This is a genomic window from Mesorhizobium sp. WSM4983, from assembly GCF_029625765.1.
Lineage (GTDB): Bacteria > Pseudomonadota > Alphaproteobacteria > Rhizobiales > Rhizobiaceae > Mesorhizobium.
The window spans coordinates 127182-139289 of the sequence record NZ_JARTVM010000009.1 but is presented as its reverse complement, the minus strand read 5'-3'; the positions used below and the strand labels follow the sequence as shown (position 1 = coordinate 139289).

The following is a 12108-nucleotide window of genomic DNA, read 5'->3' as shown; positions in this document are numbered from 1 at the left end:
CTGGGCTCTTGGTTAATGGCGGGGCGATTTTTTATGGTGCAGTGCAACAAAGATATTGCAATGCACAAAACTTGCCTTTATATTGCCATCATACATGAACGAGACGGCTTTCCGTCAAAGCCGCTGCCCTTGAAAGGTTGGAAAATGTCCAAGACTGCCAAGACCGAGACCATCGAGAACGTTGAATTCCCGAGCTTTGACGCTTCCAAAGCCACCGACCAGATCCGCGCCTTCGCCGAGAAGGGCGTCGAGCAGTCGAAAGAGGCCTACACCAAACTGAAGAACGGCGCCGAGGAGACCCAGAAGGTTCTGGAGTCGACCTACGAGACCGCCAAGACCGTTTCCGGCGATGTCTCGCTGAAGACCATTGCCATCCTTCGCGCCAATGCCGAGGCCAGCTTCTCGCACCTTGAAGCCCTGGTCGGCGCCAAGACGCTGTCGGAAGTCGTCGAGCTGCAGACTGCCTTCCTGCGCAAGCGCGCAGAGATGGCCGTCGAGCAGGCCAAGGACTTTCAGGCCGTCGCCTCCAAGGCTGTCGAGGACGTCTCGAAGCCGGTGAAGACCGCTTTCGAGAAGGCGTTCAAGGACATCAAGGCGGCCTGATTTCAGGCGCAACTCAACGATGCATCAAAACGTCGCATTTCGTCAGACAAATGGATGTGCGATGAATTGATGAGATGAATACCCGGAGTGTGAAACCTCCTCCCTTTGCTCTCCGGGGTGACCAGCCAGCTCCTCCTCCCGCTGGCTCGTAACAGGAAAAGGCCGGCACCTCCTCCCGCCGGCCTTTTCTTTGCCCAATCAGGACTGCGCGGGTTCGTTCATCGGATCTTTGCCTCATCAAAGGCCTTGAATTAGACTCCGATAATCCGTATTGGACGCATCGCCGACGACGGAGCGGACACGGGGAATGATTTTCTCTTCGGATTGCGCTCAGGCGGATGTGCCGTTGTAGCTCAGTTGGTTAGAGCACCAGATTGTGGATCTGGGGGTCGCTGGTTCGAGCCCAGCCAACGGTACCATCGATTCCTGGCGGTCACGTCGCGCTTCCGGCCGCCGCGTCCCAATCCTCAATTGGGTGACGAAGCATCGCCGGGCGACGAAGGGCAGCTCAGGCTGAGCAGCCCGCGCACCTCGCAGAAGGCCAGGCGCCTCTCATAGCCGGTCTGATGGCCGACGGCCTCGTTCTGCGCCATCGTGAAAAGACCTGCACGACACTGACTGCGAGCAGTGTCAGGGCCGTGTTCCGAAGCGCCTGTTCGGCAGCCGTCCCGCCGCCCGCAACCATCACGCCCTGCGCCTGGTCGATGGCGCGCCGCAACGAATGTGGAATGAGAAGCTGCAGCGTCGCGGCAACGAAAGTCGAGGCGATGGTCATCGCCACCTGCCAAGTATGGCGCAGCGTCATGCCCAGATGCGCAGCAGGGGTGCCGAGACCTTTCCCCGAAGGCTGTCCGCCACCTGCCTGACGCGGCGGAAAGAAGCAGGCACGACGATCAGAGTCGACATTGTATGGGGATATCACTATATAGCGGCGGCTTTCGGTTTCTCGCACCTTGGCTGCGCCTGCGAGATCGCCGTAAATGCGTGGTGTTGTGACGGAAATCGGTCTGAAAAACCGGAAGAAAGCAAGTAAAAACAACAGAGCGGATCTTTGACGGTCCTGGCCAAAGCATCATCCTCAACAATCTGAACGTGTCCCTCGAACCTTTCCAGTCCTTCGGCTCCGCGGACCCTGGGCAAGACATCTTGTCCCATGGGCAAGGCATCTTGTCCCATTGGCAAGACGTCTTGCCGGCAGGGGCCGACTCGGCTCGAATGGGCCTGCGTCCCGTGGCGGGACGCGAGCGTTCATGACTACCAACCGGCATTGCCGCTAGGGAAAAGCAGTATGAGTGAACATGCGATCGAGTTCTTGCGCGGATGGATTGGCGAAAAGGTCCAATGCCAGCATTCGCCGGTGAAGATCGACGAGCAGGCCGAAACTCTCGCCAAGGAGTGCTGCGCCAAGGCCGCCGAGGAAGGCATCCTTCTGGAAGACATCCAGGAAGAGGTCGGCGACATCCAGGAACTGATCGCTTCGCGCCTTGAGGAAGTCGCCGAGGAGAGCGAGCAACAGACGACGTCGGACAAGCCGTCCGAATAAGATACCGTGCGCGCGGTTTGTCTGAGCTCAGCCGGGCGTCCGGCTTAGCCGAAATTGTCCTTCAGCCACGCCTTTGGCAGCGCCGGCACGAAATTGCCGTCGCGCCCGGTCATGTCCTCATTGGCGACGAGCGCGTTGAGGATCGCCTCCTCCACCCCTTGCACCACAGCATCGAAGAACGGGTCGATATCGACATCGGGAATGAACTCCGCGCGGGCGACGCGGCCTGAAGCCGCCAGCGCGGCCTCGGGATTGGCGGTCGAGAAGGCAAGAAAGATATCGCCCGAACTGTGGTAGCCGTAGCCGCCGGTCAGGGCGATGCCGAGCGGCACGCGCCTGGCGAGGCGCTTCATCTGGTGCGGCAGGAATGGCGCATCGGTGGCGACGACGGCGATGATCGAGCCCTTTTCGGCGCGCGGCGTGCCTTCGCGGATCGCCGGCTCGGCGAGTTCCGGCCCGACATGCCGGCCGCGAATGGTGAAGTTGCGCCGCTTGCCGAAATTCGCCTGCACGAACACGCCGAGCGTGTAGCTTCTGTCCTGCCATTCGACGATTCGCGAGGCGGTGCCTGACCCGGCCTTGAAGCCGAACGAGATCATGCCGGTGCCGCCGCCGACGCTGCCTTCCTCAATCGCGCCGTCCTTCGCGCCGTCGAGCGCCGAGGCGACATGCTCGAAGCTCACATGGTGGCCGTTGATGTCGTTGAGGAAGCCGTCATAGGTCTCCGCCGCCACCGGCAGGCCCCAGGCGCTGTCGAGCGCCGCCGGCAGCATCCGGCTCATCCAGCGTAGCGCTCCGTCGCGGGTAAGGCCGCAGGAATGGGTGTTGGTGATGGTAACCGGCAGGTTGAAGGCGCCGGTCTCCTCGATGATATGCGTGCCGGTCAGCTCGCCATTGCCGTTCTGGCTGAACACGCCGGCAAACACCGGCGTCGCCAGTTCGCCCACAGGTCTCGGCAGGATCGCAGTCACGCCGGTGCGCACCGGTCCTATCCCGACTTGCAGCGGGCCCCCGCCGGCAATCAGCGTCGTATAGCCGACCGCGACGCCCGGCACGTCGGTGATGGCGTTGAAGCGGCCGGGCGTGCCGTCCAGTGCGATGTTGAACGAGCGCAGGCGCGGCTTGCCCGACGGCGTGCGCAGATGCGGGTCGCTCCTGCTCATTTCAGAACAACGAGCCCTGGTTGCCCGGCTCCTTGGCCTTGCCCGAGGGCTTGGCGGCCAACTTCGGCCGCGCGCCGCCGCTGGTGGCGATGGCCTCTGCATTGCCGTCGGCGAACTCCAGCTGCAGCGCCGCACCCGGCGCCAGCTCCGCGACGCGCTTGACGACGGTCCCATCGGCGTCCTTGACCAGCGCGAAGCCGCGCGCCAGCACGGCCTTGTGCGACAGCGTGGTGAGCAGCCGGTCGGCCTGGGTAAGAGCGGCACGCAGGCGGTCAAGCCGCCGCGCCATCGCCTGCTCTTGGCGGCGGGTCAGTCCGGCCAGCGTGTCGGCCTGCAGCTTCTGGCGCCTGACGACCGGCGCCGGCGACAGCCTTGCCGAGTTGCGCTGAAAGCGCGCCCGGCTTTGCCGCACAATTGCGAAGAACGCGGCCCGCGCGCGAGCGATGTCGCGGCCTGTCAGCCTGCGCGTCTCATTGAGGCGGCGCGACAAGGTGGCCGGCGTCAGCCGCTGCCGTTCCAGCCTTGCGCGCTTGCGTTCGATGCTCACCGTCAGCCCGCGGCCGAGCCGGCTCGTCGCTTCGTCGAAGCGCCTGCGCGGCAACGCCAGCAGCTGGTCGGGTGAGGGGAGCGCCCGCGCCGCGGCGCGCACCGCCTGGCGCTTGCGATCCAGGTGCCGCGAGGTGCAGGCACTAAGCCGCGCGCCGAGATTTGCCAGTGTCGCTTCGAGCTCCGCCTTGACCGGCACTGCCATCTCGGCGGCGCCCGTCGGCGTCGGCGCCCGCATGTCGGCGACGAAGTCGACCAACGTCCAATCGGTCTCGTGTCCGACGGCCGAGATGATCGGGATGCGCGAGGCGGCGACGGCGCGCGCCAGCCCTTCGTCGTTGAAACCCCAAAGGTCCTCGAGGCTGCCGCCGCCGCGCGCCACGATCAGGAGATCGGGCTGGCGGATTGCGCCGTCCCAGGTCAGTGCGTTGAAGCCGTTGACGGCTGCGGTCACTTCCTTTGCGGTCGTGTCGCCCTGGACCCGGACCGGCCACACCAGCACAGTGAGCGGAAAACGGTCCTTGATGCGATGGATGATGTCGCGGATCACCGAGCCCGTGGGCGAGGTGATGACGCCGATGACGCGCGGCATGAATGGTAACCGCCGCTTGCGGCCGGCATCGAACAGGCCTTCGGCCTGCAGCCGCCGCTTGCGCTCTTCCAGCAGCGCCATCAGCGCGCCGGCGCCGGCCGGCTCCAGATTGTCGATGACGATCTGGTAGTTGGATTTTCCGGGATAGGTCGTCAGCCTGCCGCTGGCGATCACTTCCATCCCTTCCTCGGGGCGGAATTTCAGCCGCGCCATGGTGGTCTTCCAGACCACGGCCTCGATCCGCGCACGGTCGTCCTTCAGCGCGAAATAGGCGTGTCCGGAGGAATGCGGGCCGCGGTAGCCGGAAATCTCGCCGCGCACCCGCACATTGCCGAAAGCATCCTCGACCGTGCGCTTCAACGCGCCGGAAATCTCGCTCACCGTATATTCGGTGGCATTGCTGCGTGATTCGGTTGCTGCTTCGCTCATGCTCTGATTGGGGAACGCTTATCGGGCGGCGTCAAGGCAGAGCTGAAATCTCGCTAATATTATAACGCGATCTTAAGCCCGATTTGCTTTGACTGGCGGTAGCAAGAGCCAGCCGGAAACACATGAGCGCAACCGCCAACACCAGACCTTTGACGCATCAGGTGACGCTGACCGTGCTGACGTTGGCCGTCTTCGCGCTGGCCATGGTCGTCGGCTTCGGCATCTACGCGGCGGCTCAGGCTGACAACGCCTCGCTCGAACGGCAGAAGATATTCATCGACGAGGGTTTGAAGGACCAGATTGCGTCTGTTCAGCGTGAGCAGGAAAGCGTTGCGGTCTGGGACGACGCGGTCGCCAATGTCAGGGCCGGCAATTGGACCTGGATCGAGGAGAACCTCAGCGTCTGGATGTATACCTATTACGGTCACAACCGGGTCTACATTCTCGATGCCGCCAATCGTCCGGTCCATGCCATGCAGGAAGGTAAGGTGGTCGATGCGTCCGCCTATGGCGATGACGAGCCTGCCTTGCAGCCATCCATCGAGAAGCTGCGCCGCATGCTGGCTGAGCCACAGAAGGCGGACGCTTCCGGCCAGCCGGCCAAGATGGTCGCGGAGGACCTTGTGTCGCTCCAGGGAAAACCGGCGATCCTAAGCGTCATGGCGCTGGTGCCGAGTACGGACCGGGTCACGCAGGCGCCCGGCACCGAATATCTGCACGTTTCGGTGGAGTTCATCAACGACGCGGTCATCGGCAAGATCGCCAAAAAATATCTGCTCGACGGCGCGCGTCTCGTGCCGCTGTCGCAATCGGTCGGAGCCGCTGCGGTGCCTCTGGTCGATTCCCGCGGTATCATCCTCGGTTATGTCGGCTGGGACCAGGAACGGCCAGGTCTCACGCTGGTGCGCAAGATGGCCCCGGCGCTGGTCTTGGCGCTGCTTGTCGCGGCCGGCGTTCTGGCGTTTCTGCTGCGCAGGCTCCGCCGCGCCTCGTCCGCGCTGCAGACAAGCCAGGACGAGGCGCAATATCTCGCATTCCACGACACGCTCACCGGCCTGCCCAACCGGGCTTTGTTCGAGGACCGCTTGCGTCGGGCCCTGCTCAGGGCCAGCCAGGATATGGCGGTTCACGAGATGGGAAGGGTGGCGCTGCTTTATCTCGATCTCGACCGCTTCAAGCACATCAATGACACGCTCGGCCATCCGGCGGGCGATGAGCTTGTGCGTCAGACAGCGGCCAGGCTCCAGCACACCGTTCGCGAGGTGGACACCGTGGCGCGGCTGGGCGGCGACGAGTTCGCGCTGATCCTCGTCGACATCCGCGATATCCGTGCCGCCGAGGATATCGCCGAGCGGCTGCTGCAGAAGTTGCAGGAGCCGTTCAAGCTCATGGAAGATCAGGTCTTCGTCAGCGCCTCGATCGGCATCGCGCTATCGGACGGCGGCGAAACGGATGCCGACGATCTGCTGCGCGAGGCCGACATCGCGCTTTACGAAGCCAAGAAGAACGGCCGGGGCCGGCACCAGGTCTTCGCCGGCGACATGGACGACCTGCTCTTGCGCAAGCGCACAGTCGAGACCGAGCTTCGCAAGGCTCTCGACGGCGGGACCAGCATCAGGCTCGCCTACCAGCCGGTGTTCGCGGCGAACGGCAAGACGATCCTCGGCGCGGAGGCGCTGATCCGCTGGGGGCATGACGTGCATGGCGCATTGCCGGCGGCGCAATTCATTGCCATCGCCGAAGAGCGCGGCATGATCGGCCAACTCGGCGCGTGGGTGCTGCAGGAGGCCTGCCGTTTCGCCGTGCGAACCGACCTGCCGTGGCTCGCCGTCAACGTATCACCGCTGCAGTTGCGCGACGCCGGCTTTCCCGAACAGGTCGCGTCGATCCTTGCCGACACCGGGCTGGCGCCGCAGCGCCTGCAGTTCGAGATCACCGAAAGCGTGCTTCTGGACAACAGCGATGCTTCGAGGGCGGCTCTGACCACCTTGCGGCAGTTGGGCGTCGGCATCGTTCTGGACGATTTCGGGACCGGCTATTCATCGCTCAGCTACTTGCGTCGCCACGCCATCGATAAGCTCAAGATAGACCGCTCCTTCGTGCGGCTTCTCGATGGCGACGGCAACTCGGCCGCGATCGTCAAGGCCCTGATCGATCTTGCCATGGCGCTCGGGGTCGACGTCACCGCCGAGGGCGTGGAGACCGAGGCGCAGAAGATGCTGCTGGTCGCAATGGGCTGCCGGCAACTCCAGGGCTATTTCTTGTCGCCGCCGCTTGAGCCGGTCCAACTGCTCGGCCTTTCTGGTCTAGCTTCGCCGGACGAGATTCAGCCCGCCGCCGCTCGCGCCTGAACCCCTACCATCCAGGCAGGATCTGGTTTGCCTTGGTCCGCTTCATCTTGGCGAAGGCGAGTGCCGCGAAGTCGAAGCTTCCCGTCTCTTCGCTGACCGGCACGGAAATATTGTCCAGGCTTTCCGCGATATGGCGGGCCAGAGCATCGACGATCTCCGGCTGCGAGGTCTGGCCGCGCATGATGCCGATGCGGCAATCCGGCAGCGCGTCGAACCCGTCGGCCTCGCCGAGCACGCGCATGCCGGGCCTGAGCGCGCATTCCGGCAGCACCGAGATGGCGAGGCCGGAAAGCACGGCGGCGGTGATCACGGTCGCCGAGAAGCTGGAGAAGAGCACGCGGTATTCGCGGTTCTGCCGGTCGAGCACGTCGACCGCCGCGCGCCGCCAGATGCAGTTCGGCCGGCCGAACGCCATCGGCAGGATTTCCTGCTCATGCGTGGCGTGGTTGGCCGAGGTGACCCATAGAAGCGGCTCGCGGCGCACCACCTCCGACTGCCCGCGCGTGTCGTTATGCGTCACCAGCGCGAGATCGAGATTGCCGCGCTTGATGTGCTCGACCAGCCCCGGCGTCGGCTCGCAGATGACGGTAAGCTCCACACGCGGGTTGGAGCGCGAGAAGCGCGCCATGATCTCGGGCAGGAAGCGGTCCGCATAGTCATCCGGCGTGCCGATGCGGATCGTGCCTTCGAGCCGCTGGTCGTCGAAGGCCGCCAAAGTCTCGCGGTTGAGGTAGATCAGCCGCCTTGCATAGGAAAGCAGCCTCTCGCCTTCCTCAGTCAGCTTGTTGGTGCGACCATCCTTTTCGAACAGCGGCTTGCCGATCCGCTCCTCCAGCCGGCGCATCTGCATCGACACCGCAGACTGTGTCCGGTGCACCTCCTCGGCAGCCCGCGTGAAGCTGCCGGTGTCGGCAATCGAGATGAAGGTCTGCAACTGATCAAGATCGAGCGGCGCTTTCATCGGTCCAATCCATCATTCGTGTTGATGATAAAGATTAGAAACATTCGTTGGATTAATCAATCGCGGCGTGGCAAATTGCCATTGTCCACATGAAGGCACAGCATGTCGCCCAAAAGTGGCCTCCCGGTGTTGGGGGCAACGACATGCGTCACGTTAACTGTATCGAGACCGCAACGGCGTTCCTCCCAGGCGCCGATTGCATGGTTTCGTCCGCTCGACTCCGAAGGAGAGACTGACATGACCACGATCGAATTCGCCTCCGAGACCCCGCGCATCACCACGCGTCCGGCCGTTGCGACCCGCGTGCTCAATGCGGTCGCCGATGCCTTTCGCGCGTGGAAAAACCGCCGCGCCTTTTATCGCCTTGGCGAGATGTCGGATGCCGAGCTTGCGGATATCGGCCTGACCCGCGCCGACCTCCACGTCGCCGTCAGCGTGCCTTTCGGCCGCGATCCGACGGTGAAGCTGCGCGCAATCGCAGAAGAGCGCGTCGATATGATCGAGGACCTCGCCCGCAAGGTCGCCTGAGCGGCTTCGCCGGCTGCGTTTGCGCTCGCGCTGAACCTTTCGAGGGCTCGGCGCGACCAAGTTTCATGCAGGCTCCCACACTCCCTGCCGGTTCCCCGCCGGCCTGCCTGCACATTGCCCGGTTCCCCTCCAGGACCGGGCATTTTTCTTTTGAGTTGAGCGCCCTACCGTCGGTCCATCCCGCGCTTGAACTGGTCGAAGATCGTCTCCATGCCCTTCTGATATTCCTCGCGCTGCTGCGCGCCGGTCTCGAACATCCTGCCGAAGATGTCGTCGAATGGATTTCTCGGCCGGCCGCTCGGATTGGTTTGCGGCTGCGGCTGGGATTGCTGCGGCGCCTGCTGTCCGTCTGGCGTGCCGAAACCGCCGCCTTGCCGCAGCATTTCCTCGAACATCTTGCCCAGCGGATTGTCGCCGTAAGGGTTCGGCGCCTGCTGCGGTTGGCGTTGCGGCCGTTGGGCGCCGCCGCCGAACATGTCTTGCAGCACCTTGCCGAGCGGATTGTCGCCATAGGGATTTGGCGCCGGCTGCGGGGCCTGTGCGCCGCCTACCGCCTGCCGCATCATCTCCTCGATGATCTCGCCGAAAGGATTGCCGCCGCCACCGAAGCCGCCGGCGGCCTGCATCTGGCTGTTGGTCTGCTTGAACAATCCGCCCATCATCATCGACGCCATCGCCGGCAGCATCTGCTGCAGCACCTGCTGGCTAAGGCCGGTCGCCTGAGCGGCCTGGGCTGCAACAGCGCGTGACAGGTCCTTCGAGCCGAACAGATGGCCGAGAATGCCGTTGCCTTCATCGATGCCTTGCGGCGTGAAGGCCCGGGTTGCGTCCTCGAAATACTTGGCGTGCTGGCCGCTCGCCATCGCCGTCATGAAAGCACCCATTCCATAGGGATCGGCGGTGTTGCGCTGAAGCCCCTGTGAGAAGGCCGGCAGCAGCGCCTGCACCGCGGCCTGCGCCTGCTGCATCGAAAGGCCAAACTGCTGGGCCAGCGCCTGCATGCCGGCGCCGTTCTGGGCTTGCAAAAAAATATCGAACAGGGAAGGCATGAGATCTCCTCCGCAATATCCTCACGGAGGAGCCTATTGCGTTTCCATCACCGATTGAAGCAGCTTTTGCCGAGCCACGGCTCAGGTGGCCGGCGAACGGTCAGTAGGCATATTCCATGAACACCGGCTCGATCGAGCCGCCCCAGCGCGTGTGATATGCCGAAAGCATCTCCTCGGCGCTGGACGTGCCGCGCGCCACGACCTCGTCGAGCGTGTTGAGGAACGAGGTCTCGTCATAGCCGTCGCGGTTCTTCTTGGCGCGGTTCTTCAGACCCGTGCGGGCGATGGCCAGCACGTCGCGGGCAACCTCGCGCAAGGTGGCGTTGCGGAATGGCGCCGAAATCCCGTGCTCCGGCACGGCGTTGCGCATCGCCAGCGCTTCTTCGTAGGTCCAGCTCGAGGTCAGCGTCTCCGCGGCGTCGAGTGCCTGCTCGTCATAGAGCAGGCCGACCCAGAAAGCCGGCAGCGCGCAGATGCGCCGCCACGGTCCGCCGTCGGCGCCCCGCATCTCGAGGAAGCGCTTCAGCCGCACATCGGGGAAGAGGGTGGAGAGGTGGTTCGCCCAGTCGCCCATCGTCGGCAGGCCGTCGGGCACTTGCGTGCGCGCGGCACCCGCCATGAACTGGCGGAAGGTGTAGCGCGTCATGTCGTGATACTGCCCGTCGCGGATGACGAAATACATCGGCACGTCGAGCGCCCATTCGACATAGTCGGCAAAGCCGAAATCCGGCGCGAAGCAGAATTCGAGCATGCCGGAGCGCTGGTTGTCGGTGTCGCGCCAGATGTCGCCGCGCCAGCTCTGCAGCCCGTTCGGCCGGCTCTCGGTGAAGGGCGAATTGGCGAACAGCGCCGTCGACAGCGGCTGCAGCTTCAGCGCCACCTGCATCTTGCGGCGCATGTCGAATTCGCTTTCGAAGTCGAGATTCACCTGGATCGTGCAGGTGCGATACATCATGTCGAGGCCCTTGGAGCCGACCTTCGGCATGTAGCGAGTCATGATCTCGTAGCGCGACTTCGGCATTTTCGGCGTTTCGGCAAGCGACCATTTTGGGCTGCCGCCGAGGCCGAGGAAGCGGATGCCGAGCGGCTCGGCGATCTCGCGCACCTGCGCCAGATGCGCGTTGCCTTCGCGGCAGGTCTGGTGGATCGTCTCCAGCGGCGCGCCGGAGAGCTCGAACTGCCCGCCCGGCTCCAGCGAGATCGCGCCCTGGCCGGTCGGCTCGACCAGGCCGATGATGCGGCCGGCATCCATGATCGGATCCCAGCCGAGCTTTTCCTGCATGCCTTCCAGGATGGCGCGGATGCCGCGCTCGCCGCCATAGGGCACCGGCGCGTTGCCATCGACATAGAAGGGGAACTTCTCGTGCTCGGTGCCGATCCGCCATTTGTCGCGCGGCTTGTTGCCCGCCGCCAGATAGCCGACGAGTTCGTCGATGCCTTCGATGGGCTGGATATCGGTTGTGTCGCGCGCCATAAGAAAGCCCTCCGCAGCCGTCAGCTAGCCGCCGGGCGCTAGATGGACGAAATGCCAGTAGCCGATCAAGCGAAAAATCCTGAGCCACGCCTCAACTGGATTTGATCACCAGTCGCCGATCGTCGCCTGCATCACCGCGAGCGCCGCGACCGCCGCGGTGTCGGCGCGCAGGATGCGCGGCCCGAGCGGAATGGCGCTGACGAAGGGCAGCGCCCGCATCATCCTGCGCTCGTCATCGGAAAAGCCGCCCTCCGGCCCCACCAGCAGCGCGAGTTTTTTCTCGCTTACCTTCTGCAAGGCTGGCAGTGGATTGTTGGTCGAGGCATCCTCGTCGCAGAAGATCAGCCGCCGTTCCTTGTCCCAGCCGCCGAGCAGCCGCTCCAGCTTCTCTGCTTCGCACACCTTTGGCACCGCCAGGATGCCGCATTGCTCGGCCGCTTCGACGACATTGGCGCGCAGCCGATCAATGCCAGGCTTGGCCACTTGTGTGTGCTGGGTGATGACCGGTTGCAGGATGCCGGCGCCCATTTCGACCGCTTTCTGCACCAGATAGTCGAGCCGGCCCTGCTTCAGCGGGGCGAAGCAATAGACAAGATCGGGCAGCGGCGGCTGCGGCCGCTGCAGGGTAAGCACCTTGAGCCGCACGGCTTTCTTGGTCTTGGCGGCGATCGAAGCCGACCACTCGCCGTCGCGGCCGTTGAAGAGCAGGACCTCCGCGCCTTCGCCGAGCCGCATCACATGCGCGAGATAGTGGCTCTGCTGCTGTCCAGCATCGAATTCGAAGCCCGGTCCGAGATCGTCCGGCACGAACAGCCGCTGCATTTTGTAGTTGGCGCGCATGGCCGAGCAATGGGCGAGGCGCGGGTTGT

General features: G+C 64.1%; 11 protein-coding genes and 1 tRNA gene. 5 read left to right on the top strand and 7 right to left on the bottom strand.

The window, feature by feature from the left end; all coding sequences use genetic code 11:
- The first annotated feature begins 144 nt into the window (after positions 1-144).
- Both P9254_RS22225 and P9254_RS22220 read left to right on the top strand, forming a co-directional pair.
- Positions 145-603, top strand: a complete 459-nt coding sequence (locus tag P9254_RS22225) for a phasin (RefSeq protein ID WP_066989279.1) — start codon at positions 145-147, stop codon at positions 601-603.
- Positions 604-945: 342 nt separating this feature from the next.
- Positions 946-1022: transfer RNA gene (locus P9254_RS22220), tRNA-His, on the top strand.
- An 89-nt stretch (positions 1023-1111) separates the two neighbouring features.
- Here the strand turns inward: P9254_RS22220 and P9254_RS29125 are convergent.
- Positions 1112-1642 (bottom strand): hypothetical protein, encoded by a 531-nt coding sequence (locus P9254_RS29125; protein ID WP_442920336.1) that lies wholly within the window; start codon positions 1640-1642, stop codon positions 1112-1114.
- Between the two features lie 249 nt (positions 1643-1891).
- Here P9254_RS29125 and P9254_RS22210 point away from each other — a divergent pair, with 249 nt between their 5' ends.
- Positions 1892-2146: a DUF768 domain-containing protein gene (locus P9254_RS22210; RefSeq protein ID WP_067327302.1), complete on the top strand. Its 255-nt coding sequence runs from the start codon at positions 1892-1894 to the stop codon at positions 2144-2146.
- Between the two features lie 44 nt (positions 2147-2190).
- On the opposite strand, the gene P9254_RS22205 is transcribed toward P9254_RS22210, so the two are convergent.
- Positions 2191-3309, bottom strand: coding sequence for a DmpA family aminopeptidase (locus P9254_RS22205; protein ID WP_067327304.1), 1119 nt, complete (start codon positions 3307-3309; stop codon positions 2191-2193).
- Position 3310: 1 nt separating this feature from the next.
- The gene (xseA, locus tag P9254_RS22200; protein WP_127240021.1) at positions 3311-4876 is read right to left on the bottom strand and encodes an exodeoxyribonuclease VII large subunit; all 1566 of its coding nucleotides are present in this window, start codon (positions 4874-4876) and stop codon (positions 3311-3313) included.
- A gap of 122 nt (positions 4877-4998) precedes the next feature.
- Between xseA and P9254_RS22195 the strand changes: the two genes are divergently transcribed.
- Positions 4999-7227 (top strand): bifunctional diguanylate cyclase/phosphodiesterase, encoded by a 2229-nt coding sequence (locus tag P9254_RS22195; RefSeq protein ID WP_278055328.1) that lies wholly within the window; start codon positions 4999-5001, stop codon positions 7225-7227.
- A 4-nt stretch (positions 7228-7231) separates the two neighbouring features.
- Here P9254_RS22195 and P9254_RS22190 read toward each other — a convergent pair whose 3' ends face one another.
- On the bottom strand, positions 7232-8188 hold the full coding sequence (locus tag P9254_RS22190) for a LysR substrate-binding domain-containing protein (protein ID WP_067327315.1): 957 nt from the start codon (positions 8186-8188) through the stop codon (positions 7232-7234).
- 237 nt (positions 8189-8425) lie between these two features.
- On the opposite strand from P9254_RS22190, the gene P9254_RS22185 reads away from it, so the two are divergent.
- Positions 8426-8716 carry a DUF1127 domain-containing protein gene (locus P9254_RS22185; protein WP_095801090.1) on the top strand — a complete coding sequence of 97 codons (291 nt, stop codon included), beginning with the start codon at positions 8426-8428 and terminating at the stop codon, positions 8714-8716.
- A 164-nt stretch (positions 8717-8880) separates the two neighbouring features.
- On the opposite strand, the gene P9254_RS22180 is transcribed toward P9254_RS22185, so the two are convergent.
- From P9254_RS22180 to P9254_RS22170, 3 genes are all read right to left on the bottom strand, one after another.
- A complete protein-coding gene (locus P9254_RS22180) occupies positions 8881-9765 on the bottom strand; it encodes a DUF937 domain-containing protein (RefSeq protein ID WP_278055326.1) in 885 nt (294 codons plus the stop codon).
- 100 nt (positions 9766-9865) lie between these two features.
- Positions 9866-11239 (bottom strand): glutamate--cysteine ligase, encoded by a 1374-nt coding sequence (locus tag P9254_RS22175; RefSeq protein WP_278055325.1) that lies wholly within the window; start codon positions 11237-11239, stop codon positions 9866-9868.
- A 105-nt stretch (positions 11240-11344) separates the two neighbouring features.
- The gene (locus P9254_RS22170; protein ID WP_278055692.1) at positions 11345-12079 is read right to left on the bottom strand and encodes a 16S rRNA (uracil(1498)-N(3))-methyltransferase; all 735 of its coding nucleotides are present in this window, start codon (positions 12077-12079) and stop codon (positions 11345-11347) included.
- Positions 12080-12108 lie beyond the last annotated feature (29 nt).

Bases quoted from the DNA above. Each gene is read 5' to 3' on its own strand.
- P9254_RS22175 (WP_278055325.1), bottom strand. From the start codon at position 11,239: ATGGCGCGCGACACAACCGATATCCAGCCCATCGAAGGCATCGACGAA.
- P9254_RS22185 (WP_095801090.1), top strand. From the start codon at position 8,426: ATGACCACGATCGAATTCGCCTCCGAGACCCCGCGCATCACCACGCGT.
- P9254_RS22225 (WP_066989279.1), top strand. From the start codon at position 145: ATGTCCAAGACTGCCAAGACCGAGACCATCGAGAACGTTGAATTCCCG.
- xseA (WP_127240021.1), bottom strand. From the start codon at position 4,876: ATGAGCGAAGCAGCAACCGAATCACGCAGCAATGCCACCGAATATACG.
- P9254_RS22190 (WP_067327315.1), bottom strand. From the start codon at position 8,188: ATGAAAGCGCCGCTCGATCTTGATCAGTTGCAGACCTTCATCTCGATT.
- P9254_RS22180 (WP_278055326.1), bottom strand. From the start codon at position 9,765: ATGCCTTCCCTGTTCGATATTTTTTTGCAAGCCCAGAACGGCGCCGGC.
- P9254_RS22195 (WP_278055328.1), top strand. From the start codon at position 4,999: ATGAGCGCAACCGCCAACACCAGACCTTTGACGCATCAGGTGACGCTG.
- P9254_RS22210 (WP_067327302.1), top strand. From the start codon at position 1,892: ATGAGTGAACATGCGATCGAGTTCTTGCGCGGATGGATTGGCGAAAAG.
- P9254_RS22205 (WP_067327304.1), bottom strand. From the start codon at position 3,309: ATGAGCAGGAGCGACCCGCATCTGCGCACGCCGTCGGGCAAGCCGCGC.
- P9254_RS22170 (WP_278055692.1), bottom strand. From the start codon at position 12,079: ATGCGCGCCAACTACAAAATGCAGCGGCTGTTCGTGCCGGACGATCTC.